Consider the following 24993-nt stretch of genomic DNA (forward strand, 5'->3'; position numbering starts at 1 on the left):
AAAGACCCTCAGGAGTTTAACTATGTCAAAAAAAATTGCAAATGCTGCCATATTAATAACACTAATTACTCTTCTGAGTAAGTTTACAGGTTTTTTTAGGGATATTGTTTTAGCTAACAAATATGGTACAACAGTTAACTCCGATGCATTTATTATGGCTCAATCAATTGTTGGTGTTTTTACAGGTCTAATACTATCTGCATTAGGCACAACTTTTATTCCTATTATGGCAGATTATCTACAAAAAAACAAAAAGCAAGAGACAAATAATTTTTTAAGTGTTATTTATACAATAACTTTAAGTCTAACAATTATTCTTTGTATTTTAGGATTTGTTTATACCAGTGAGCTTGTGAACTTATTTGCACCCAATTTTACTACTGAAGCGCATGTCTTAACGGTCCAATTGACTCAAATACTGTTACCTGTGATTGTATTAACTGCTATTGTAACGTTAAGTAGCTCAAAATTACAAAGTCATGGGAGTTTTCTTGTTCCTGCTACTATTGGCTTTCCAATGAATTTCATTATGATTATCACCATGTTCTTCTTCACAGAATCATTTGGAATATCAGGAGTTGCAGTAGCTTTTGTTTTAGGAACATTATTGCAAATTATTTTACAGTACCCATTCACAAAAAAGTTAGGTTATAGATTTAAAGTCAATTTTGATATTAATAACGAAGGTCTTAGAAAAGTTGGGATCCTAATTGTGCCAATATTGATTGGTTCAGGCATTCAGCAGATCAATACTATGGTTAACCAAATAATGGCCTCGGGACTTGAAGAAGGTAGTATCGCAGCACTTAATTTTTCTAATCGTTTGAGCTTATTCATAATAGGCTTACTTTCTGCAGCAATCGTTTCTGTTTTTTACACATCAATGTCAAAATATTTTTCTGCAGGGCAAGATGAACTTTTTAAAAGGATGTTAAAGAATACTATAAATATTTCCGTAATCATTATTTTACCTGCATCTGTAGGATTTATAGTTCTTCGTCTTCCAATTGTAAAGTTAATTTTTGAAAGAGGAATGTTTGACAGTACAGCAAGCGAAATGACAGCAGTGGCATTACTATTTTATACAATAGGATTAATCGGTTTCTTGTTAAGAAATGTATTGAGTCGAGCTTTTTATGCAATAAAAGATACAAAAACTGCTATGATAAACGGCTCTATTGCAGTAATTCTAAATATAATTTTTTCGCTTGTTTTAGCGCCTTATATGGGTTTAGGCGGTTTGGCTCTTGCTACATCATTATCAGGAATAATAGGGACTCTGTTGCTAATGTTTAACCTTCAAAACAAAATTGGTGCATTTGGACTAAAGGAAATATTTTATACCTTTTTGAAAGTGTCATTTTTAAGTGTTATTATGGGCTTTATTGTTCATTACTGTTACGAATTTACCTATTCTTTAATTCCTTCAAACTTATTATCCGTTACTTTGAGTATATTAATAGGATTTTTAATGTATTTAGTTGGAATAATTATATTTAAAATTGAAGAAATTAATATTTTGAAAAAAATAATTGATAAGCGTTTATCAAGAAGTTAGAAGAAGGAGGACTTTCCCGTGAAAGTACGCAAAGCCATAATCCCAGCAGCCGGCCTAGGAACTCGCTTCCTGCCGGCTACCAAAGCGCAGCCAAAGGAAATGCTGCCGATCGTAGATAAACCGACCCTTCAATATATTATTGAAGAGGCGGTTGAATCCGGAATTGAAGAAATACTGGTAATCACGGGGAGAAATAAGAAATCCATCGAAGACCATTTCGACAAGTCCGTAGAACTGGAACTTGAACTGGAATCCAAAGGGAAGCATGATCTCCTTGAAGAAGTCCAAAAAATCTCGAACATGGTCAATATTCATTACATTAGACAAAAGGAACCCAGAGGGCTTGGACATGCCATCTATTGCGCAAAAAGCTTTATCGGCAATGAGCCCTTTGCTGTCCTTCTTGGCGACGATATTGTCTACGCGGACAAACCGTGTTTAAGACAGATGATTGAGGTTTATGAAGAGTACAAGACTTCCGTTCTTGGGGTTCAAGCGGTTCCGCTTCAGGATGTTAGTAAATATGGAGTGCTGGAAGGCAAGCATATTGAAGACCGCGTGTACAAGGTCAAAAACCTCATTGAAAAACCTCTTATGGAAGAAGCTCCGTCCAATATAGCCATCCTGGGCAGATACATAATCAATCCCGCAATCTTTGATATTCTCGAAACTACCGCACCCGGCAAGGGCGGGGAAATCCAACTGACAGATGCACTTCAAGAGCTTTCGCATAAAGAAGCCATGTATGCATATAAGTTTGAAGGCCGCAGATATGATGTTGGTGACAAACAAGGCTTCCTTGAAGCAACAGTAGAGTTTGCCCTGCGCCGCGAAGATCTGAGAGACGAATTTTTGCAATATTTGCTGAAACTTGCCGAGAGAGAGGCAGGCCAGGCATTTGAAGAAGTTGCCATTAGCGCAACTAAACACCCCTAAAAAGCGTCTAAATATAGTGAATTCCATAATTAGGAGGGTGATATGGAAAAACAATCTCTTCAGCCCAATAAGCGCCAATCTTCGACAAAGAAGGTGTGGAGTGCGGCTATTATTGTGCTTGCAGTTGGCATCACGGTTGGAAGCTTATATTGGAGTGAAGGCAAACAAAAGGTCGCTTCTCCGCTACTAAGTGCAGATGAAAAGCTAAATAATCAAAATCAGGAGAAAATTTTTGAACCTGTGAATCAGCAATCTGAAAATCAGCTAAAAGATCAGCCTGATACAGGACATTTATCTCCAACTAACTCACCAAGTAACGATGTTCATTCCTCTGACACTAAACAGCCAGAAAATCAGTTTACAAATGAAGTGCCGCCACAAGTCAAAGATGATGATCAAAATCAGGGGCAGATTAATTCATCTAACTCTGCACATTCCAACCCTAATGCCCCAGCAACAGGAACTAAATCTTCTGACACATCCGATTCAGGAGTATCTTCAACCAGTAACGATTCCTCGACCTCTGTAACGGATGCAGAGAAGCAGGGTGTCATTGCGCAACACAGAAAGAAGCTTACAGCACTAAAGTCCAGTTGTAAGTCAAGTGTCAACAACTTGATCGGTCAGGCTAAGGAGAGCATTAAGCAGGCACAAAAAGATGGTGACGAGGATGCTGCTAACAGTGCAAAAAAGAAGTTGCTTGTCTCTGTCATTAGTGCTGAAGGAAGCTGTGAAGGTACGTTTAATGAAATTGTCGCCAATGCCCGGGACGAGTTTCAGGAGAGGCACATTTCTACCGGTGTCATTGATGCGTGGAAGCAAGAGTACAATGAGACCCGTCAGGATAGCTACAATGATGCTTTGGAACAATTAAAATCGATGTTTAACTAACGCTCTTGTAGTGAATTGGATGTTACTCATCCTACATATTTATGAAAAGAGGTATCCCATGTCTAAAACGAAAATGAAAGTCGTTGCTTTACTCATTGCCTTGATGCTAGTCATTCCGACTATGGCTGCTGCCGCGGCGCCAGCTGTGGTTGCTACAAAGTCTGTTGAAGTACAGATGGTGTTTGACGGAAAAACATTGAAGCTGCCTGACGGCCAATTTGTATTTATGCTAAAAGGAACGACTTATGTGCCAGTTCGCTTTGTCTCCTACGCTCTTCAGAAAAATGTAAACTGGGATAATGCCAAGTCAACGGTTTCGGTCAGCAATCCTTCAAAGGAGGAGCAGGCTCGGCTTCAACAATATCTCGCAGCCCTGACAGCAAAGGATGGCGAAAATGCATCCAAAGTGGGGATTTCTAAAAGGCTGGTAGAAAAGCAAGCCAAATTCATATTTAATGGCAAGGAAATGAAACTTCCAGTTGGACAATCTGCGTATATCCTGGATGGTTCTTTATATGTTCCTGTCCGTTTTATGTCTGAGTCCTCTGGCATTCAAATCACTTGGAACCAAAAGGATAACAAGATATCGGCTAAATCCTCCCGACCTCAAGCTGAAAATCCTAATGGCGGAAATACTACACCAACAAATCCGACGAATCCATCTACAGGAAATGGCGGGTCAGGCAATTCTGGCGGCACAACTAATCCAGGTGGAGGCGGCAATCCTGGTGGCAATAATGGTGGTAATAATCAGCCAAACAAACCAAGCTACGAATCTATTACAGCGAATGCTCAATCTCAACTTGAAGCTCTGGAAACAAGCTGTAAGAATAGCATGATGGCTATCGCGGGCGACCTTATTGCAAAAAAGATTACAAAAGAAGAAGCCTTGAACAGGGGCCAGGCAAAGTTGGATGAGTGTACGACCAAGTTTGAAAATATCTTGAGCTCAGTTGAATCACAGCTTACTAGCAATGGTTATAGTACAGATATTCTCCAACAATATCGGGATACTTTTGAAAAGCAAGTCAAAGACGGCAAAGAAGTTTTAGAAGGCATGACAGGCTAATGCTTGTTTCTGGTAACAGTCTGATAGTTTTTTATTTATAAGCATCATTTTTAAGCTTGAAAAGCGCTATTTGATCTGGCGCTTTTCAAGCTTTTTTTGATTAGCTGTAATTTACAAAATCATATTGGTAAAATTAACCTTTTCATGCTACTATGTTCACATATGGTTCTTTTCTACTAAATTTTCCAAGTAGATAAGCACTTGGTACAAGAGAGCATATAAGGGAGAGGTACACATTGAGGAGAACGAGATTATGGTCTGCAAGCATGCTTATTATGCTGGCAATGCTGGCGGGCAGTATACCGCTGCACGCAGCCGAAGCCAGCGATATTCGCGGCCACTGGGCTGAGAAAGCATTAAAAGAATGGCTGGATAGAGGCTGGCTGACGGGGTACAAAGACGGGACTGTCAAGCCTAATAAAGAAGTAAGCCGTGCAGAGCTCGCCGCTCTGATTAACAAAGCTTTTGAATTAAAGGGAGCAAGTGACGCAAAGTTCTCAGATTTGCCGTCGACTCACTGGGCGAAGAATGCAATTGCCACTGCGATTGCAAATGGTTACCTGAGTGGTACTGGCGGAGATAAGGTATCCCCGGACCGCCCGGCGGCACGCCAGGAGACTGCTGTTATGTTGGCCAAGCTTCTTCAAAATGGGGAGAATAAGACTGCTGAGCTTCCTGCATTCAAGGATCGGGAGCAAATTGCAAGCTGGAGCCGCAGCTCCGTTGCATATCTGATCAGTCAAAACATTATGAAGGGCGATACGTCCAATCAATTTCGTCCAGCTGCGCCTCTAACCCGCGCCGAGGCCGTTGTTGCGATTAGCAATGCGCTTGATGTATATGCGGCAAACAAAAATGTGGTCTATACCAAGAAGGGGACGTACGGTCCAAAAGAAGGAACACTGACCATACCCGGTAATGCTACGATCAAGAGTGCATCGGTAACGTTGCAAAATGTAATTATAAAGGGCGATTTGCTTATTTCGGAAGAAGTAGGCGAAGGGGATGCCAGCCTGGTCAATGTAACCGTACATGGTGCAACAACAATCAAAGGTGGCGGACCGAACTCCATCCACGTACAGGACTCCAATCTTGGTGCCGTTATTGTGAACAAGCAGGGCGGGCCACTTAGGCTGCATACCTCCGGTTTGACGATTGTTAGCAGGCTCATCCTGCAATCTCCAGCGAAAGTGGAGAATACAACCATATCGTTAGATGGTTTAAAAAAGATCGAAATTGATTCTATAATCCCTGCCAAGAGTGAGCTTCAATTCCAGGGAAGTTTTGGTCAGATTGACGTTCGTGGCGTAGGGATAAAGCTGAGTGCATCAAAAGGAACAATTGATCGTCTTGTCGTCGATAAGAATGCCAAAGACGGCACGTTTGAGCTGGACAAGACTGCAAGTCTGAATCGTGTGGAGCTGCATGCCAAATCTGCCTTCACGGGGGAAGGCAAAATCCAGTCCGCCCTAATTAGTAAAGAAGCTGAGAGCACCACCTTTAAGGTCAAACCGGTATTCATCGACAAAGGGAAATCCAACGCTGGTGGTGGTTTCTTCGGAGGTGGCGGCGGGGGAGGCGCGCCCGGGCCAAATCCCGGCAATGGTACAGAAACGGATGACAGCCGACTGAGCAATCTTGTTGTGAAAGATGGCACTTTGCTTCAACGCGGTGAGGGATACGAAATTATTGGTAAAGGATTTAAGGGGACAGTTAACAATTATGAAGTATCGGTCCCTGTAGACGAGCCGTCTCCCAGCCAGACGATCGAGTTTACGCCTGTGAAAAAGGACGCAGAGGTAAGCGTAATTGTGACCTACTCGGACGGCAGTGAGGAGATAATTCGCCCGCTTGCCGCAAGCTTCTACAGCTTGGATATTCCTCTAAAGCTCAAACAAAATGCCCATGTGTCCGTGGAGGTTAAAACGAACAAGCTTACCCGCTATAACATCTTTATGAAGAATGCTTCTATATTGAAAGAAGACATCAAGGTGCTAACTGCCCATTATTATTATCCCGATGGTACTTTGTTCTACAGATATTATTTAATGAGCGAAAGGTTTAATACCGGAGATCAGGTTACCGTTACTCACAATGGTCAAACGATTGCAACTTGCCCTGTTTATTACGGCTTCTTGGATTGTCAGCTGCAACTGCAGCAGAGTCAAGGGGAAGTTCAGTTAGATATGTCGATTGTAAAGTATAATGGGGAGAAGCTTAATGTTTCCTATGTATATCAGGCGCAACGGTTAGCAAAACTCAGCCAGAATGCTGACCTGGGCATTAAGCCTCTTACCAGAGATGAGCTTGCAAGGAATACCGATGCGGGCTCTGGCTACAAACCGGTAAGCGGAGTTAAATTCCAATGGGATAGCCGCAAAACGGATTTTATTCCACAAGAGGCCCAGTATTACTCCATTTCCACTTTTGGAACACAGGGCGAAAATCCTCAATCATATGTCCCTACAATCGATGATGCAAAGGTGCTGCCTAATCTGATGTATCGTCTGGCTCCTGTAGATACCGAGGTTAATCCCGAGTTGAGCGGTCAAGAACTGACATTGTGGAATAATGGGGATTCCAAAGTTATATATGATCGGTATGCGTATGTGTACTTCTACGACAAAGACAGGCAGCCGCTCGGTTATGTCGTTCAACTGGTTCAATTTAATCAGAACAATGTCCCTGAGGGCTTCAAAGCTATCCGTAATACACAGGACGAGCAAGATTATGACGAAGATATGGATGCCAGCCTGGAACATTTTGAATTAGAGGGCTTTACTTTGTCAGATACTAATGGAAACCCTAAGCCATTTGACCCAGAAGTAACCGTGTACTATGTACCGGTGACAGACTCTAAGGGGTTTAAGTCCATTCCTGTAAAACTAAATGCTAAGTCCCCCAAGGCAAGCGTGAGTTATAGGATAGATTATGGGGAATCCTGGTCAGAAGTAACAAAGGTAAATACCAATGAGTTTCAAATCGGATTTGATTCTCAGATGCCGTCTCTGCCGTTTTCTATTGAATTTAGGGTCGATACGGAGTTTGCGCAACGGAATTATATAGTCGTATTTATGTACACCTATGATTTTCAACTGGTAACCCATATCGGCATTTCGTATTATCCTTCCCCTGGGACAGGGGAGATCAGGCCGACTTATTTTTTCACCAGTGCCTTCTTTAATCCCGAAGATATAATTTTAATTTACAAAAATGAAAATGATCAGGAACCGCTCTATAGCTGTAAGCAGTGGCAATGCTTGTTGCCACAGGAATTGCTGAATCCGGGAGGCCCCGGGACCTTCTATGTATCTATAGAGAGAAATGGCGTGAAGGAAGCGAAGCGGGCTTATGCGTATGATTTAACTCCGTTACAGCGTATAAGTTCTGATCAGATATCATTGAAGAGATTGACGAAGGATGAGATTGAGCAGCATAACCTTCCAATAAATTTGTTTTGGGACCGTGTATTATGGTACGGATGGCAAATCAGTTGGAGCCGGGATAAGGAGCCCAGTCCGCTCCTTTGGCAAGCCCACTATTATTCCATTCATAGCCGTCCTATATTTACAGCCACTAAAGAACCGTATCCTGTAACGGTACAGGAGACGAAGGCCACAGGCAAAATTCAGGACGGCCAGTTTCAAACGGATCATCTTTACCAGAACCCGGCCCCTGATGCACCGAATTTGTTTATCTATGTCATCTTCTACGACGCTCAGAGGAAGCCGATAGGCTATGTTGTTCAGCGCCAGGATTTTGATCCTGCTTACTCCTACCTGCAAGAGAGATATAACGGAGGACCAGGCCCTTGGCTGCCGATCATAGAACAAGAAACCCCGGACTCACCATTTGAGCCGGTTCAGCCTGCAGAAGAAAGCTAATCTTAACCCCATATTCAGCAACCCCCTCCATTCCGGCAGGGGGTTGCTCTCATTCTCTTCTGTCCACCCCGTCTTTCCTCACAAAAAATTGATACCTTACTCCCAATTTGCATTTGCGTTCGCCGCTGAACGCTGAACGCTCTTTTTCATGTGTTATAATCGAACGTATGATTCGTTTTTTTAAAATGTTAGACAGGCGGTGGAATCATGAAATTTTCCAAGGCAAGTTTGGCAGTCGGGGGCTTCCTGCTGCTTCTGGTCGGGGTATGGGTTGCCATTCAAGTCAATACGCCCCGTCCAACCGTACATACCTCTGATTTGGGCATGGTAGTCAAGCCATCAGAGGGCGCAGAAGAAGCCGTGTATTTGCTCGATAAGCTGCCTTTTGTACAGGAAGAGGTCCAGAAGATCTTTGTGCAGTCAATCAATTCAGATCAGGCCGTGGAAGTGCCGGATGAACGGAAGTATGTCATACTGCAAAACTTGGCCTGGCTTAATATGGAGGATGCAGCGGCTGGTGCTGTATCGCCGGAGGAGAAAGAAGAGGCCCGATTGCGTTTTCAGGTCAAAAATGAAACCTATGAATACCTGTATAACCTGAAAAGCAACACGATTGAAGCAGACGGCAAAGCCTATTATGCTGATGATCAGGTGTATCTGCTCGTGAATGAGCTCTTGGAACCGGCCAGCGGGCTGGGGGAGTTGGAGAGTCTGCTGGAGAAGTCAAAGCTGGAGCTCGAGAAACAGGATGCTCCACTTAATGAGAAACCCAAGTATGATGCCAAACGGCTGGTTGTCGGAGAAAAAAACTTTGGGCAATGGGAGAAAGAGCTGCAGAGCAGGAAGCCGGATGCCAAAACGCCTTTTTATTCTGATGAAATCGGACAAATCCAATATATCCAATATTACGATGAGGGAATTTATGAACTGAATTCGCTCCTTATATTCAAGGACGAACGGCACAAGACGCCGGATGGTATCCATAACGGCATGTCCAAACAGCAGGTAATGGATAAACTGGGCAAGCCTAATTTGGAGACCTCAACGCTCTGGGGATATTTGACGGATGATTATCTTTCCCTTTTCTTGTACTTCAATGACGATAAGCTCGCATTCATGGCACTCCCGGTGCCAACGTAACACTTCTTCCAGGCAGATTGAAGGAACTGCAAACAGGATGACGAATATGGACTGAGTGTGATCATATACATATGAACGCTAACGAAAAGATCGATCCGGAAGGGGATTTATTCAGATGTCTGTTATCCAATTATGGCCCGGGGAGCTGCCCTATGCGCAAGAGCATGTGCAGGAGGAGCGTCCTGTCTTGACACCCTATCTGCTGGAGGCTTCGGAAGAAGAACAGCGGGCGGCAATTATTGTATGTCCGGGAGGCGGTTACGGTTTTCGGGCAGAACATGAGGGACCGCCAGTGGCAGAATGGCTGAACCGGATTGGAATCTCTGCCTTTGTCCTGGATTACCGGATCACTCCTTCCAAGCATCCTGCTCCGCTGGAAGACGCCCGGCAGGCGGTTCGTATCGTGCGGGAGCGAGCGCTCGAGTGGGGCATCGATCCGTCCCGCATTGGCATCCTGGGGTTCTCCGCGGGTGGACATCTTGCAGCTTCGGCCAGCGTTTTGTTCCATCAGGGGGACCCCGGTTCCGCAGATCCGCTATTGCGTCAGTCCTCGCGTCCCGACCTTGCTGTGCTTTGCTACCCGGTTATTACGATGCTGCCGGAGTTCGGGCATCAGGGTTCAACTGCCAACCTGCTGGGTGAGGAAGCATCAGAAGAACAGATTCGGGGCATGAGTCTGGAGCTGCATGTGAGCGCCCAGACCCCGCCGGCTTTTATCTGGCATACATCTGACGATGATGCCGTGCCTGTGGAAAACTCACTTTATTTTGCAGCATCACTGCGTCGGCATGGTGTGCCTTTTGAACTGCATAGCTATGAGAGTGGTCATCATGGTGTCGGACTGGCCGAAGGTCATCCGTATGCAGAACCTTGGACAGCGGCGTGTGAACGCTGGCTTCGCCTGCAAGGATTTTGAGAATGTGATATCTTAAGTTATAAAGCACAGTTCTAATACAGTTAAGTTATGCGAGGTCGATAACACATGATTCAGATCGGACTGACCGGGTGGGGGGATCACACCTCACTGTATCCGGATCGGGAAGCTGCTGCAAACAAGCTGAAGACCTATAATGAATGGTTCGAGACTGTAGAGCTGGACAGTATGTTTTATGCTGTACAGCCTCTGAAAAACATGCAGAAATGGACCGACGACACTTCGTCATCTTTTCGTTTTCTTGTGAAGGCTTATCAAGGGATGACGGGCCATTCCCGGGGCAAAATTCCGTTTGATTCAGAAGAAGCCATGTATCAGGCATTTCACTTGTCCTTGCAGACAATGTTGGAGGCTGGCAAGCTCGAAGCGGTCCTCTTCCAGTACCCGCCCTGGTTTGATTGCAGACGGGAGCATGTGAATGCGCTGCGCGAGGCAAGACGGAGAATGGGAAAAGTCCCTTGTGCGCTTGAGTTCAGACACCGCAGCTGGTTCGAGCCGGAGATGCGTGAGCGGACACTGAGGTTTATGCGGGACGAGGGCTGGATTCATAGTATTTGTGATGAGCCCCAGACCGGGATCGGCTGTGTGCCTATTGTGGAGGAGACGACCCATTCGGAGCTGACTGTAGTCCGTTTTCATGGGCGTAATGAAAAGGGATGGCAGTCTTCGGGCCAGCCGAATTGGCGTGAGGTTCGCTATCTGTACAGATATAGCGAAGCGGAGCTAACGGAATGGGCGCAGCGGCTGGAGCGGCTCAAGGCACAGTCCGGCAAGCTGTGTGTCATCTTCAACAATAACTCTGGCGGAGATGCGGCAGATAACGGCAAGCAGTTGATGGCTATGCTTGGGCAATTGCCGCCGCGCGGCTCGTTTGCTGATGTGCTGCCCGGGCGAGAGAAGCCGGAACAGCTAAATTTATTCTGACAGATTTGTTAAGAAGCTAATACAGGATAATAGTTTATACTACTAAACTAATCGTTTTTTATACTAATTAAAATTAGTATAGCAATACATGGATTCAATCTATTAAAATCAACCAGCTGAGATGAGTGCATCTCGGCTATTTTTTATTGGCTCTATGTTTTATTTACAGTATATACCATAAAATAATGTCCCATAAATCATATTTTCAAATCTGCCGAAGCCAGAGGTATCAAAGATTGGAGAATCAATAAGGGAGTTAAAGTTTAATCATAAATAATTATAAAAAAATAGAAGAAGATGTCGTTTTACCACTTTCTGTATCGCCCAAGTTATTGTATAATATAAAGTAATACAAGAATAATTTTCCTAAAATTATTTAGGGGGAATTCATAACCGGGAGCGTATGAATGAAGACGTTACTTTATTTTTTATTCTCTAGTAGCGAATGGCTGGCAATGGTTATATTAACATTCGTTATGTTCAAGTTTCCATTGAGAGGTTACTGGGGACAGATAATTCTTACTGCTGCTGTAATGTCATTCTTATCTCACTTTTTGTTCCAGGTCATTGATCAACGTACGCTTGCCACTATATTACAACCGCCTGTTCTATTTCTGTTGTTTTGGCAGGTGTTTCGGGTCCATATTTTCTATTCAAGCTTGATGACGGTCTATGGATACATGGGATACTTGTTTGTTCAGCATTCTGTAATGACAATTTTTCTGTGGTTGGGTGTACCGTTGGAACAGTTAATCCCGAATACTTCACCGTTGTATGTATTACAGGCTTGTTCTATATTGATAGTTTTAATAGCTGCAGCCGTACTTTACAAGTTGCGTCTGGGTTATACCTTTGTACCTGACTTTGAGTATGCGCCTGTTACTTTGAAGGGAACCAACTTAGGGTTATTACTGCTTACAATTGTAGGCTATCTCCTAATAGCTATTTCAAATTTTGTTTCTTTTAGTAAAGGCACTCCAAAATTAATTATTCTCATTTCATTCGTTGCTCTTGGAGTTTTGCTGTATTATGCCCAGCGAAAGGAGTATGCTGATGCTGATGATTGAATCTTTGGCGGAAAAGCTGGCAGTCAAAATAAAAAAAACGAATGAGCAAGATACGGTAAGTATTGCTGTAATGAAGTATGCGCTCATTATTGTTATTAATTTTTTAATTCCTTATACTTCAGCTCTCATAATTGGCATAATTTCCGGTAAATTCTCTGAAACAGCACTTTCTGTACTTGCTCTTATTCTTGTGCGGGCAGTATCAGGAGGTTATCATTTTCAATCTTCTACCGTATGCAGTATTGTAACGATGCTCGTAGCGGCTGCTCCTCCTCATATACCTTTTCCGGAGGGGTGGAATCTATATATAACCGCGATTAGCTTTGTGATATTTGCCATCTTTGCTCCGGCAAATATCAAAGGCTATGCGAGAATGCCTGAAAAATACTTCCCGCTTATGAAAGTCATTTCTTTATTCATTGTGGGCAGTAACTTTATTTTTCAGGTGCCAGTCTTCACAATGATTTTCATAGTTCAAGCTCTGTCTCTATTATTTCCTAATAAGAGGGAGGTGAGAACATGAAGCAATTGATCGCTAAGCATGTATCAACTGTGTTGAATCGTATCGCAGCTTACTTTGCAGCTACTGCATCACCAGTTGCAGGTCATCGTCCTGAACTGCCTGAAGAATTGAAGTAGTAATGACGGAAAAGGGCTGCCATTGCGCAAGCGGGCAGCCCAAACCGATTTTCGGAGTGGTAGACTATGAAATTATATGTAACCAGAGACCCGAAAAATATGGGGGAACTGATCACCTTAGATATACATGATGTCCTATATATCGAAAATTCCGAGCGTACAGTCATCTTACATACGTCGGACGGTGAGTTTTATCCTCTGCTGCCAACACTCTCGACTTTCGAACATCATATGAAGCAGTTTGACTTTCACCGGCTGGATCGGACGAATCTGGTGAATATGAATAAGATTACAGATTTTGACGAGGATCGTTCACTCGTTTTTTTTCAAGAGTCAAAAACAAAAAACGGTAAATATGGGACGGTATCCAACAACTCGAAGAGAGTGGTAAAACGGAAATTGAAGGAGCACAATAAAGGTGGTGAATGACGAATTCCTGTCATGCTTTTTGATGCGGATTAATTACCAGATTGTGCCTGGCGAACACATAAACTCAGACATGCTATATATATCGTTTGGCCGCTGGCGACAAGTAGCGGTCTTTTCTCAATTCTCAAGATATTCCTCGTAATCGGCTTCTCTCCTTTTCTTATTATTCGTGCTCCGCATCATCTGCTTGAGCAGCCCCTCATATTTATTTGAATCTTCCTGTTATCCTCTTTGTGATTGTCATTCAAGACTCCTCCGTACAAATCCCTGTGTCCCTCCTTGACTCTCCCTCTTAGCAAAGGTTATACTAAACACATCTTAATTCAAGGAGAAAATTTATGGCCAGGGTAGTTCTTAACTAATCAAATTCCATATTATGAAGCACTGATCGCAATGGACCTATTGCTTTGAATAGCAAGGTTTGTTTGAATTTGCGTTGTTAGTCGCTTCGGAATTAGTTAAGAACAACGGATATAAACCAAACCTTGAGGGATACCTGTATATGTACCCACAATCCGTACTGTTTTTGAGTGCGGATTTTTTTGTTTTTATGGGGACTATCAGGTGGAGCGAAAAAGGGGCAGGGAATGACGTATGTTCATTCCCTGCCCTTTTTTCTATTTTCAAATCAGAAAGGAAGATGAAAATGGCACGGCATGAAAGCACAATCACCATGAACAAATTTGATTTCAACTATACACGGGGAGGTCTTCTATCATTAAATTCATTGAACAGATAAGTATACGGGTAAAGCTTCAAGAGGGTCCTGTTGTCATTGAGCAATTTCTGCTGGAATGTTATTTGAATCCGGGGATAGCCACCAAGGAGCTGGCGCGCAGAACGCTGATCCCGATCCCGCTGGCGACTGCGATTAAAAAGGAGCTGATCCGGGAAGGTATGCTCATGCAGGACCGGGGCGTCCGGTGTACCCTGTCAGGAGAAAATGCGATCGAAGAGCAGTGGGGCTACAGAGGATTGAACAAGGAGTTGTATCTGAAGCTTATGGCGAACGACTCAGATTGGACCCTGTTGCTTCAAGACATGATGTCCGGGGTTCAGAATTATTTCCTTCAGCGTCCGCAGGCAGATGTTCAAATTGATCAATCCAAGTGTACAGCAGAGACTAGCATGAAGCGGGCAATACTGTGCCTGAAGCAGCATGCGCTAATAGGGAAGCGTATCCTTTGTGTCGGAGATGACGATCTGGTAAGCGTATCAATCGGGCTTCTATTGAAGCGGCTGTTCCCGGCAGGCGGGCATACCAAGACTTCTGTTACTGTAGTGGATATCGATAAACGCTTCTTAGATTATATCGGCGGAATTGCGGTGCAGGAGCAGCTGTCGATTGAATGCTTGCAGCATGATTTGCGGCAGCCCGTCCCTGATCAATTATGCGGGCAATACGATTGTTTCTTTACAGATCCGCCGTATACACTGCAAGGGATGAGCTTGTTTTTGTCCCGCGGGATTCTTGCTCTGAAAAGGAGCAAGGGGCAGCCTGTATTTTTGTCCTTTGCTCATCAGCCCCCGGAATCCATGCTGGCCATGCAGCGTGAGTTTATCCGTATGGGCTTGACCGTCGGGGCCAATTATCCCCGGTTTAATACGTATGAGGGGGCCGAAATGATCGCGAACCATAGTCAGATGTTTGTATTGCGGACAACGGACAAGACAGCTCCAGAATACATGGATGTATTTGCAGATGCGTTATACACAGGAGAAGTGAAGCGCACGATCCGTACGTATCAATGCAAAACATGCCATTCAGAGGTGCTTGTTGGCGCGCAGTTGAATATTCCAACCATAGAGCAACTCAAAAATCGGGGATGTCCGAGCTGCGGCAGTGATACGTTCGATCTGATCAGAAAGACAAACGCCAATCCCGACTCAAATAAAAATTAATAAAGACAAAGAGCAGAAAAGGGTCATATTGGCCCCTTTCTGCCCCGTTTTATTTACTTAATAACACCGCATGCAATGCGATTGCCGGAATTGCCGGACGGATCGGTCATGTAGTCATCCTCTTTCTCATGGATGACGATCGCAGTGCCGCCTTCCTTGAGCAAGGAGTTCGGTTTGCCGCGAAGAAGGGTAACGTGGGCGCTCGTAATATCGGCATCCACTTTTCCGTCTTCATTTACATTAATGTTTGGCAGATCGCCGCTATGGTAACCCTTCGGGTTATTGAAGCCATGCTGCTTGCTTGTCGGATTGAAATGGTCACCGGCGGTTTTGAAGTCCGGGGTATCGCATTTCCCGACATTATGAAAGTGAATGCCATGCTTGCCTGGCGCCAGCTTCTCAGCTTCCAGGTGGATATGCACGTTGTCTCCTTGCTGGGTCAGCTTGGCAGTGCCAATATTTTGACCCTCGCTGTTAATAATCGGGACAACCAGAGCACCTGCGGGAGCTTTGTTGTCCGCGGCAGCTGTTCCAAGAGCAGAAGTCAAAAAAATTAAACAGGCGAACATCGCTATTTTTTTCATGTGTATCCTCCAAGTGTATAGTTGTTAGTTGCTTACGCAAAACCAATGCTTTTAGTTTGTACATAAATTTGGATAATATGTATGGAAGGGATGATTATCTTCCGCTTATTTCGTTTAACAACATAGTAATTGGCTAATTGGCCTGCTGCAGCAAGGCATTTACAGGGGAAGCCGTGTATACTTTTGATTCTGAATCACAAAATAAGCAAGGATATTGACATCCTTAACTGTAACTGATAATATTACAGTATGAATCGGGGTGCCATATATGAACAGCGAATTTACAATAGCCGTCCATAGTCTTGTGCTGCTGGCTCACCTGCCAGGAAGGATGGCGCGCAGCGAATATATCGCTGAGAACGTGCAGACCCATCCTGCCCGAATTCGTAAAGTGATGGGCTTTCTAAGGCGTGAGGGCTTTGTCGAGACCCGGGAAGGAACGCGCGGCGGCTATAAGCTTATAGCTGATCCTTTGACCGTTACACTCGGCGACATCTATCGCTGTATAGCCAAGGGTACACTCAGTCCAAGCTGGTGTTCAGGTGATCCGGAAATGGATTGTGTAGTAGGTTCCAATATGCAAGAGGTAATGAGCAGTATTTTCTGTACCGCAGAGCGTCATCTTGAGACCCATTTTAACGGGATTACAATTCAAGATGTGCTTGGTCAGATTCACGACTGCGAGGATTGTTGATGTGACGGGTATTCCCTAAACATAGCTACATTATTATTATATTGAGAGGATGATTACAATGGCAGTAGTATTGACTAAAGATAACTTTAATCAAAGCATTGAGAGCGGCGTATCGGTTGTAGATTTCTGGGCTCCATGGTGCGGACCTTGTAAAATGCAGCTTCCAATCGTAGAAGAGCTGGCAACTGAAATGGAAGGCCAAGCTACGATCGGCAAAATCAACGTGGATGAAGAGCCTGAACTGGCTTCCCAATTCGGCGTAATGAGCATCCCGACTCTGATTCTGTTCAAAGACGGTCAACCAGTTGACAAAATGGTTGGTCTGCAAAGCAAAGACGCGCTCAAAGGCAAGATCCTGGGCCAGCTGTAATTTATACGTTTCGTAAAAGAACCTCCTGCTTAGGCGGCTACCCCACGAGGGATGCTGCTTGGCAGGAGGTTTGTTTTTGTTATGGCTGACTATAGAAGTTGAACAAAAGAAACAGAGGTGGGATAGCCAGAGTGTGAAAGGATTCTGTAGAAGCGAAGCGGTCGCCTTTGTTCCCGGATTTCCCTCTTACCTGTCGTTCGATCAAGAAATCCGGGAACAACAGCGATCGGAAGAACCTTTCACACGTCGGCCCTGACCGAAAGTCATTTGTTCAACTTATATAGTATTAAAGGCTATTTGAGCACGACTTCAACCGGTTCGTCGTAGCCGGTCGGGCCGGCATCATAGTAGAAATAGGTTTGCCCGGAAATGACTTTCGTCAGATCGGGTTCTCTGAGGGAACCACTGATTTGAAGGAATACCTTTTTGGATGTTGACTCTTGCAAGGGTATTTTCCCGGCTATTATGAGATGTCTTATAATTGTGCCACTCTCTACAGTCGGATACCCGCTTTTAACATACATGGAGCGATTCGAACTTCTTATAATATTTTTTTCGTCATTGTATTTGGAATAAAATTTGGATCTGTCCCGCTTCTGAAGTGTAATCATACCAATAGAGTAGTCTTCCTGATCATACAGATAATGCTTAAACCACTTATCATCATGGGAGAGGATGAGTTGATTTGGTTTTATGCCGTTCTTTAATAAAATTCCTGTGGGAATGTAGTTGAAAAAGAAATATCCGGTGGGGAGGGCAAGGACGGTTAAGAATAAGACCCGTTTGCTAAGTGATTTGAAACTTAATTTCAGTAGAATCCCCTCCAGGCAAGCGGTTAATCTCGTTCAACGTTATTTATCTGCTTCAAAATGTATTCGCGAATTCAAGTTCACTATTATTTTCTGTTTTTACTACTATAAACCCTTCTCTGTTACTTTATTTATTGCAGCAAAACAATTCTATGATCTCCATGCGTAATATAACACCTACTTTTTTTAGAAATGCACATCGTTATGAAAGCGATTCCAAATTATGATAAAGGGGTGAACAATTTACATAAGCGAGTGCTTGCGGTGATTGGCGTGTATGCTGCACTTGCGTATCCTTGGGAGGTCTGTGCAATGAAACGTGCAAGGTCTATTTTGGCATTTATGCTGGCATTGCTGCTCGCGCTTACATCAGCACCTGTTTATGCGAATGAAGCGGTGCCGCAGGGAGAGGGCGGTACGCAGCAAGAAGTAGCGCAGGAGCTGACGGCTGTCCCTGAGCCGGATTCCGGCTATGTTAGAATTCAGAACAAGTGGAAGCAAAATTATTTGTACGAGGATACAAGCGGCATCGTTCGTTACGGATTTCCGAGCTATGAGGACAAGTCATCCCATTGGCTCATCGAAGACTATCAAGGCAATAAGCGTATCCGCAATCGTGCGACCGGCCACTACATTACAGTTGCCGACGTCCAGAAGAGAAGGGATGCGCTGACAAGCCGGGAAATTACAACGAGCACGCTTGCGGACCAATGGACCATTCATGAGTCTAACCGCGCGGGTTACATGGTCATCAAGAGTGCAACAGTGCCGGAGAACGCCAACCTTGTCATCCACCAGGAGGACCAGCTCGGCTTTGCCGAGGTGAGCAATGATATCAATATCACCTTTGAGAGCCCGCAATGGGCGTTTGAGCCTGTGGAGGTTGCTGCTCCGGTTCGGCTAGCCAACAAGTTTCGTGCCGGGCAGTATTTGTATGAAGGAGAGGACGGTGCTGTAGATTATGGGGAAATTCTGCCTCTGAATCACAGTTCACATTGGATTCTGGAGCCGGGTACAGCACCTGATACGTATCGTCTAAAAAACCGTGCGACCGGGCACTACGTGACACAGGGCTTATTTTCGGACCCTATTAAAGCAGGGCCTTTGGATAATACAGCCAAGAGCGAATGGATGATCAATCCAGCCGTAAACGAAGGATACATCAACATCCAGAATGTAGATGCCTACCAGGCGGAAGAGTCCAAAATCTATCTTCTGAATACCCAGTTCGATGATATTCACGCACGTTCTAACGACTGGTCTGTGCCGGAGCGGGACAATGCCCAGTGGCGGGTGGAAGTGGCCCCGGACGTAAAACCATACCGCATTGCGAATTTCACGACTGAAAAGGTCAGCAATGCCTATTTGTATGAAGCAGATGGTATTGTGAAATATAGTTCGCTAACGACCGATCCTGGGCAGAGGGCTCTCTATCAATGGGAGACGGAGGATATGAACGGCAAGAAGCGGCTGCGCAATCTGGCCACCGGCCACTACATTACAAGAGAAGGTGCCGGTTCCGCTACTGACCCGCTGAGGGCAGCACCGAATGAGGACATTACAACTGAGGACCAGTGGACACTTGCAGACTCCAAACTTTACGACGATTACAAAACGATTCAAAGCCAGGCAGGCCCAGCCGAGTATCTGCATATTCAAAACAGCACTGGTGCTGCCCAGGCAGGAGCAGTTTTGCCGGAGGAGGATGCAGCACAATGGCTGTTCGAGGACCCGACTCTTAGTGGCGATGGTTCTCCGCAATACTTCCGCATAGAAAATGCATGGCAGCCTTTTGTGCTCTATGAGGATGAAGCCGGGCAGTTGAAGTATGGAAATGTTGCCAGGGATGATCACAAAGGACAGTGGCTGATCGAACGCTATAATGGGCGCAAGCGGATTCAAAACCGCGCGACGGGCCATTTCATCAATCTGCAGCATGTGTCTGAAGGAAGAATCAGCGTGTCTGAGGTTGAGGACGATTGGAAAAGTGCAATCTGGGTCATTAAGGATACTGGCGGCACGAACCTGATTCATAGTGTGCTGGATGCCAATGATGTTGAGGGACAGCAAAAATATATCAGTCTGCAAAACCTGACCAAGTATGCGGAATACGGAATTATTAATCCAGGCTGGGGCAGTCCCCAATGGAAGTTTGAATTAGTAGCGGATACTGGCCTTACGAATGTAAGGCTGAAGAACAAAGCGACAGGCAGCTATCTATACGAAGTAACAGAGGCAGGAGATGAGCTGGCCAAAGTGAAATACGGCGAGCTTCCGGAGACGGACCATCGTTCGGTCTGGTATTTGGAGAGAACAGGGGACGGGCCGACATCCGTAAGGCTGAAAAATCTGCAGACCGGCCATTATGTTTCCATGGAGCATGTGGGCGATGATGTCAAGGAGGATGCGCCGCCACAGCAAATCATTGCGGAAGGTGATATCTGCACTTGCTGGGGCAGCGCAAAATGGCTGATGGAACCGGGTGTTGAAGAAGGCCTGACAGTGCTGAAAAGCGGCTGGGCCGGACATCTGCTATATGCAGATGAGCAGGGCTTTACGAAGGTCAGCAAGCTCGTAGCCGAATCAGAAAGCGCGCAATTTTCAGTGGAGCCTGTAACACTACCTTCCGAGCCGCTTACGGATGCGCCAATCCGGATCAAAAATAAGGCTAACGGTCAATTTCTGTACGAAAACAGCGGTGGTATTGTCCTTTATGGCACAGTAGCTGAGAATAACGGCTACAGCCATTGGCTGATTGAAAATCATGATGGTGTACAGCGGCTCAAAAACCGTGCCACGGGCCACTATGTTACGATGAACAGCGACTATGCCTTCCTTGAAGTGAAGGATGTCGAAGCCGGAAATATTGCTTCACAGTGGGCCATTGAAAAATCGCCGAGCGGAGCCGAATACTTCATTCGGAGCTTGAACGGCAAGTATAATGATGAGCTGGTTCATGTTCAAAATAATGCCGGCTATCCGGAGCGCGGATTGTATCCGGCCTCATTCGGCACGGTGCAATGGACCTTTGAGCTGGCTCCGGAGCAGTTCGAGACGCCGAATATGGGCGAAGCGAAAACGAACGATACGGCTACGCCGATTTTCAGCGCGAATAATTATGTCAGAATCAAAGGGAAGACAGGTGCAGGTTATCTGTATGAAGGTGACGGCAAGGTCCTGATTGGCTCCGTAGAGGAAAATAGCTACAGTTCGCAATGGCTGCCGCAGGATTTTAATGGTCGTATGCTGCTTAAGAACAAAGCGACAGGCCATCTGATGGTTTGGACTGAAGCGGGACTTGTGGCCCTGCCGGGCGATGTCAGAGGCAATGATGCTGCACAGTGGACGCTCGAAGCCCGTGTAGGCTATCAACAGTTTCTCAATGCCGCGGCAGATAAAGGAGTGCTGCTGCTTGACGGAGAGCAAGTGGATTATGGTGTAACTGAAATTGTAGAACAATCACTGTGGCAGCTGGAGCCTGTCGCTTCCGATCAGGTGTATGAAGCGGAAAAAGCATTTTACTCGGGCAGTAACTCAACGGGGACTTCGTATGAAGGTTATAGCGGTGAAGGCTACACAGGAAGCTTCACAGCAACTGGTGACAAGATCACGTTTACAGTACATGCCCAATCTGCGGGCAGCTATAACGCCGTGCTTCGTTACTTTGATGCGACTGCCGGAAGCAAAACCTTAAGTCTGTATATTAATGGTCTCAAAGTCAAGCAGCATTCCTTTCATTCAGCAGGTCCGCGGGCAAGTTGGCTGACGGCGGAAATTGCAGTTCAACTGCGAAAAGGAGTCAATACCATCACGCTGCAGAAGGATGCTGCAGACACTGGAGGCATCTGGTTTGACAGCCTGACTGTGAAGGACAGCATTGGCCTTGATTACCGCGGTGCGACAGTGCCTTATATCACCTATGAAGCCGAACATGGCAAGACGAACGGCGAACGAATTGGTCCGTCCCGCACTTACGGGGAGATCGCTTCGGAAGCCTCGGGACGCCAGGCGGTAAAGCTGGTGAATGAAGGCGAGTATGTGGAGTTTGAGCTGGCTAAGCCGGCCAATTCCCTTGTGCTGCGTTATGTCATTCCAGACAGCGAGAATGGCGGCGGACGCAATGAGACACTTGCACTCTATGTCAATGGCGTCTTCAAGCAAAATCTGGAACTGAGCTCCAAGCATGCATGGGCATATGGCAGCTACCCGTGGTCTAAGGATCCAAAACAGGGAAATGCACATCGCTTCTTTGCCGAAATTCATGCGCTGATTGGCGACATTGAGGCAGGCTCGACGATTCGCCTGCAAAAAGATGCCGGAAATAAAGCCGAATATTACGTCATTGACCTGGTGGATCTGGAGCAGGTAGACAGACCTTTAGCGATGCCAAACGGATTCCTGTCTGTAACCGATTTTGGTGCTGTATCAGGTGACGGCAATGATGATACAGAGGCACTCAATCGTGCGGTAACAGCTGCCAAGGAGCAGGGCAAGGGAGTATGGTTCCCGCAAGGCGAGTTTGTGCTGGATTTAGATAATATTATTCTGGATAACATCATCATTCGCGGAGCAGGCATGTGGTACACCAAGCTGATTGGAGCCAAATTTATCGGAAAAGGCGCGAACATTGGCGTCTATGATCTTCTGATTGACGGAGACTTGAATGTTCGAGATGATGAAGCACTGACACATGCATTGTACGGCGGTTTCGGACCTGGCTCGGTCATCCAGAATGTATGGGTGGAGCATTCCAAGACAGGACTATGGCTGTCCCGGGTCAGAGGCAGCGTGGAAATGACTGAAGGCTTGCATATGGTTGGACTGCGGCTGCGCAATCTGATGGCGGACGGCATCAACTTCTCGGTCGGTACGAAAAACAGCCTGATGGAGCAAACGGTTGTCCGCTATCCGGGAGATGATGGCATTGCCATCTGGTCCGCGGAAAATGTAGCGAGCATCAACAACACGGCGCGCTTCAATACAGTAGCCCTGCCATGGCTGGCGGACAATTTCGTTATTTTCGGCGGAATCGGCAACAAGCTTCAAGACAGTATCGGCACAGACACGATCACTGGCGGGGCAGGTATTGCTGTCTCGACACGCTTCAATCCGGTAGAATTCGGCGGGACGACGATTGTCGAACGCAATACACTGCTTCGTACGGGAAGTGCGGATAAGGCATATACGATCAACCTTGGAGCCATCTGGCTTTTTGCCGGGGAAAAGGATATCAACAGCCCGATTATTTTACGGGACAATGTGGCCTTGGACAGCACTTTTGCAGGTCTGATTATCCACGGCGGCGGCTTCAATATGAACCATGTATCGCTGCAAAACCTCGTTCTGGACGGTATGGGGACGAATGGTATTGATGTAACGGACAATGTTGCGGGCAATCTCCAGGCCGACAACATTATCGTACGCGGCGAGAGAATTGCCATGATTAACAATACGAATGACAAGCTGACCTTCACGGAGAGCAATGAAGGCTTCGCCAGCAGGCCCAAGCCTTTCCTTGTTAAGTTGGAGGACGGCAGCCGCGGACCAATCCAGCTTGCTAAAGGAGATAAAAAGACATTGAAGGTGCTGGATTCATCCGGTACAGATGTGACAGCTGCGGCGGCGATTACATTTGCCAAAGCGGGCATCGCGGTTGTTGATGGGACGAATCGTCTCACAGCGCTAAAACCGGGCGCAACAACAATGACTGTCAAATATGGTGCTGAGAGCCGTGTCTTTACGGTTGAAGTCAGCGGTGCCGAAGACCCTGTATATTATCCGGGCAGCGTCCCTTCAATTACTCCCGACAAACCGGACGCCAAGCTGAAAGAGCAATCCCGGAGCAAGCAGCAGCGCATTGTGTTCAGCCAGTCTGAACTTGACACTAACGGACAGCTGTCATTCTCTGCTGAAAAGCTGCTGGAGGCGGCAAAAGAAAGTCCGGACAGTGTTCTGGTCATCGAGCAGGGAACAGCGGTCTATGAGTTTCCGCTGGCGCTTGTAAAAGGCTTGCTGGAGCAAACGAAGCTGAAGATCGACAGCAAACTGGTTTGGAGCTTCACGGTGAAAGCTGTTGAGCAGGAAACAGCAGATTCGATTTCCAAAAAAGCTGCGGCTTCAGGAATCAAGCTTGCCGGTCAGCCGATTGAGTTTGGCATAGACATATCTGATGGCAGCCAATCGGTTGCAATAACAAGCCTGGGACATCATTATGTTAAACGGACCATCACCATGAATGGCGAGCTGGATGCTCATACTGCTGTGGCATTCATTTATGATCCGTCAGCAGGCAGCTTCCGTTATGTGCCTGCCCTGTTCCAGACGAAGGATGGCAAGACGATTGCCACCATCATGAGCACAAGCAACAGCGTTTACGTTATTGCATCCAACCCAAAATCGTTCCAGAACATTAGCGGACACTGGGCGAAAGCGAACATTGAACGTCTCGCTTCCAGACAGATTATAACCGGGGTAAGCGGCTCTGAATTTGCACCGGGACGGACTGTTACGAGGGCGGAATTCGCAGCAATGCTGACAAGAGCGCTGGGCTTGACAGGCGAGAGCACTTCATCGTCAGTTTTTAAGGATGTTCCCGTAACTGCATGGTATGCAGACTATGTTGCTGCCGCGGCGAAAGCGGGATTGTTGAAGGGCTATTCGGACGGCACCTTCCGTCCGGATGCGACAATTACCCGGGAGCAAATGGCTGTTGTGGCTGCTAATGCGCTGGAGTTCGCCAAAGCTGCCGGGGCCGATGTCCCGCAGGCTGACGGTGGCAGCAAGACCGGCTTTAAGGATGAAGCGGCCATTCACAGCTGGGCACTGGAGGCAGTGAAGCAGGTTGCAGCCGCAGGTATTCTTGAAGGCAATAACAAGAGTGATTTCCTGCCCCTTGATTTGGCGAGCCGTGCCGAAGCCGCTACAATAATCGCTCGCTTGCTGCAATTTGCACAATTGCTGAACAAGTAATGATCCGATGCAAGAGATAATCGGATACAATTGCAGTTGAAGATGATCATCAAATAATAAAGCTGCGAAAAAAGGATCGCCCGGACTGCTGACTAACGGTCAGCTTCGGGCGGTCCTTTTTAAATTGCCTTAGGCCGATGTTTGCAATTAAAGCGGTGAAATAGAGGCTAAAAAAAATTATTGGATCGCCTTTC

The 24993-nt window shown here is 45.9% G+C and carries 18 protein-coding genes; 16 read left to right on the top strand and 2 right to left on the bottom strand.

Annotation, left to right across the window (positions count from 1 at the left end; translation table 11 throughout):
• Positions 1–22: 22 nt before the first annotated feature.
• From murJ to H583_RS0103225, 13 genes are all read left to right on the top strand, one after another.
• Positions 23–1558, top strand: coding sequence for a murein biosynthesis integral membrane protein MurJ (murJ, locus tag H583_RS31735; RefSeq protein WP_051235914.1), 1536 nt, complete (start codon positions 23–25; stop codon positions 1556–1558).
• 18 nt (positions 1559–1576) lie between these two features.
• The gene (galU, locus tag H583_RS0103170) at positions 1577–2494 is read left to right on the top strand and encodes a UTP--glucose-1-phosphate uridylyltransferase GalU (protein WP_028559196.1); all 918 of its coding nucleotides are present in this window, start codon (positions 1577–1579) and stop codon (positions 2492–2494) included.
• A gap of 42 nt (positions 2495–2536) precedes the next feature.
• Positions 2537–3385 (top strand): hypothetical protein, encoded by an 849-nt coding sequence (locus H583_RS0103175; RefSeq protein ID WP_028559197.1) that lies wholly within the window; start codon positions 2537–2539, stop codon positions 3383–3385.
• A 58-nt stretch (positions 3386–3443) separates the two neighbouring features.
• A complete protein-coding gene (locus H583_RS0103180; protein ID WP_028559198.1) occupies positions 3444–4454 on the top strand; it encodes a copper amine oxidase N-terminal domain-containing protein in 1011 nt (336 codons plus the stop codon).
• A gap of 236 nt (positions 4455–4690) precedes the next feature.
• Positions 4691–8338: an S-layer homology domain-containing protein gene (locus tag H583_RS0103185; protein ID WP_154665789.1), complete on the top strand. Its 3648-nt coding sequence runs from the start codon at positions 4691–4693 to the stop codon at positions 8336–8338.
• 207 nt (positions 8339–8545) lie between these two features.
• Positions 8546–9478, top strand: a complete 933-nt coding sequence (locus H583_RS0103190) for a hypothetical protein (RefSeq protein ID WP_028559200.1) — start codon at positions 8546–8548, stop codon at positions 9476–9478.
• A 115-nt stretch (positions 9479–9593) separates the two neighbouring features.
• Positions 9594–10394 (top strand): alpha/beta hydrolase, encoded by an 801-nt coding sequence (locus tag H583_RS0103195; protein WP_028559201.1) that lies wholly within the window; start codon positions 9594–9596, stop codon positions 10392–10394.
• 66 nt (positions 10395–10460) lie between these two features.
• The gene (locus tag H583_RS0103200; protein WP_028559202.1) at positions 10461–11336 is read left to right on the top strand and encodes a DUF72 domain-containing protein; all 876 of its coding nucleotides are present in this window, start codon (positions 10461–10463) and stop codon (positions 11334–11336) included.
• A gap of 407 nt (positions 11337–11743) precedes the next feature.
• On the top strand, positions 11744–12403 hold the full coding sequence (locus tag H583_RS0103205) for a hypothetical protein (protein WP_028559203.1): 660 nt from the start codon (positions 11744–11746) through the stop codon (positions 12401–12403).
• On the top strand, positions 12390–12926 hold the full coding sequence (locus tag H583_RS0103210; RefSeq protein WP_051235915.1) for an accessory gene regulator ArgB-like protein: 537 nt from the start codon (positions 12390–12392) through the stop codon (positions 12924–12926). The genes H583_RS0103205 and H583_RS0103210 overlap by 14 nt, the downstream gene beginning before the upstream one ends.
• Positions 12923–13042, top strand: a complete 120-nt coding sequence (locus tag H583_RS0103215) for a cyclic lactone autoinducer peptide (protein WP_028559205.1) — start codon at positions 12923–12925, stop codon at positions 13040–13042. Before H583_RS0103210 ends, H583_RS0103215 begins: the two co-directional genes overlap by 4 nt.
• 66 nt (positions 13043–13108) lie before the next feature.
• Positions 13109–13471 (top strand): LytTR family DNA-binding domain-containing protein, encoded by a 363-nt coding sequence (locus H583_RS0103220; RefSeq protein ID WP_028559206.1) that lies wholly within the window; start codon positions 13109–13111, stop codon positions 13469–13471.
• Positions 13472–14185: 714 nt separating this feature from the next.
• Positions 14186–15373 carry a bis-aminopropyl spermidine synthase family protein gene (locus H583_RS0103225; protein ID WP_028559207.1) on the top strand — a complete coding sequence of 396 codons (1188 nt, stop codon included), beginning with the start codon at positions 14186–14188 and terminating at the stop codon, positions 15371–15373.
• Positions 15374–15426: 53 nt separating this feature from the next.
• On the opposite strand, the gene H583_RS0103230 is transcribed toward H583_RS0103225, so the two are convergent.
• The gene (locus H583_RS0103230; RefSeq protein ID WP_028559208.1) at positions 15427–15957 is read right to left on the bottom strand and encodes a superoxide dismutase family protein; all 531 of its coding nucleotides are present in this window, start codon (positions 15955–15957) and stop codon (positions 15427–15429) included.
• 268 nt (positions 15958–16225) lie between these two features.
• Between H583_RS0103230 and H583_RS0103235 the strand changes: the two genes are divergently transcribed.
• Both H583_RS0103235 and trxA read left to right on the top strand, forming a co-directional pair.
• Positions 16226–16651 (top strand): Rrf2 family transcriptional regulator, encoded by a 426-nt coding sequence (locus H583_RS0103235; protein ID WP_028559209.1) that lies wholly within the window; start codon positions 16226–16228, stop codon positions 16649–16651.
• Positions 16652–16709: 58 nt separating this feature from the next.
• Entirely contained in the window at positions 16710–17021 is a 312-nt protein-coding gene (gene trxA, locus H583_RS0103240; protein ID WP_028559210.1) for a thioredoxin, read from the top strand.
• A gap of 293 nt (positions 17022–17314) precedes the next feature.
• Here the strand turns inward: trxA and H583_RS36465 are convergent, their stop codons facing one another.
• Positions 17315–17467 carry a hypothetical protein gene (locus H583_RS36465; RefSeq protein WP_154665790.1) on the bottom strand — a complete coding sequence of 51 codons (153 nt, stop codon included), beginning with the start codon at positions 17465–17467 and terminating at the stop codon, positions 17315–17317.
• A gap of 675 nt (positions 17468–18142) precedes the next feature.
• Here H583_RS36465 and H583_RS35090 point away from each other — a divergent pair.
• The gene (locus tag H583_RS35090) at positions 18143–24799 is read left to right on the top strand and encodes an S-layer homology domain-containing protein (protein WP_051235918.1); all 6657 of its coding nucleotides are present in this window, start codon (positions 18143–18145) and stop codon (positions 24797–24799) included.
• Positions 24800–24993 lie beyond the last annotated feature (194 nt).

The sequence above is a fragment of the Paenibacillus pinihumi DSM 23905 = JCM 16419 genome, assembly GCF_000422505.1.
Taxonomy (GTDB): Bacteria; Bacillota; Bacilli; order Paenibacillales; family Paenibacillaceae; genus Paenibacillus_D; species Paenibacillus_D pinihumi.

Coding starts and splice junctions, on each gene's coding strand:
- H583_RS0103200 (WP_028559202.1), top strand. CDS start 10,461: ATGATTCAGATCGGACTGACCGGGTGGGGGGATCACACCTCACTGTAT.
- H583_RS0103220 (WP_028559206.1), top strand. CDS start 13,109: ATGAAATTATATGTAACCAGAGACCCGAAAAATATGGGGGAACTGATC.
- H583_RS0103195 (WP_028559201.1), top strand. CDS start 9,594: ATGTCTGTTATCCAATTATGGCCCGGGGAGCTGCCCTATGCGCAAGAG.
- H583_RS0103230 (WP_028559208.1), bottom strand. CDS start 15,957: ATGAAAAAAATAGCGATGTTCGCCTGTTTAATTTTTTTGACTTCTGCT.
- H583_RS35090 (WP_051235918.1), top strand. CDS start 18,143: ATGAAACGTGCAAGGTCTATTTTGGCATTTATGCTGGCATTGCTGCTC.
- H583_RS0103205 (WP_028559203.1), top strand. CDS start 11,744: ATGAAGACGTTACTTTATTTTTTATTCTCTAGTAGCGAATGGCTGGCA.
- H583_RS0103175 (WP_028559197.1), top strand. CDS start 2,537: ATGGAAAAACAATCTCTTCAGCCCAATAAGCGCCAATCTTCGACAAAG.
- murJ (WP_051235914.1), top strand. CDS start 23: ATGTCAAAAAAAATTGCAAATGCTGCCATATTAATAACACTAATTACT.
- H583_RS0103210 (WP_051235915.1), top strand. CDS start 12,390: ATGCTGATGATTGAATCTTTGGCGGAAAAGCTGGCAGTCAAAATAAAA.
- H583_RS0103215 (WP_028559205.1), top strand. CDS start 12,923: ATGAAGCAATTGATCGCTAAGCATGTATCAACTGTGTTGAATCGTATC.
- trxA (WP_028559210.1), top strand. CDS start 16,710: ATGGCAGTAGTATTGACTAAAGATAACTTTAATCAAAGCATTGAGAGC.
- H583_RS0103190 (WP_028559200.1), top strand. CDS start 8,546: ATGAAATTTTCCAAGGCAAGTTTGGCAGTCGGGGGCTTCCTGCTGCTT.
- H583_RS0103180 (WP_028559198.1), top strand. CDS start 3,444: ATGTCTAAAACGAAAATGAAAGTCGTTGCTTTACTCATTGCCTTGATG.
- H583_RS0103235 (WP_028559209.1), top strand. CDS start 16,226: ATGAACAGCGAATTTACAATAGCCGTCCATAGTCTTGTGCTGCTGGCT.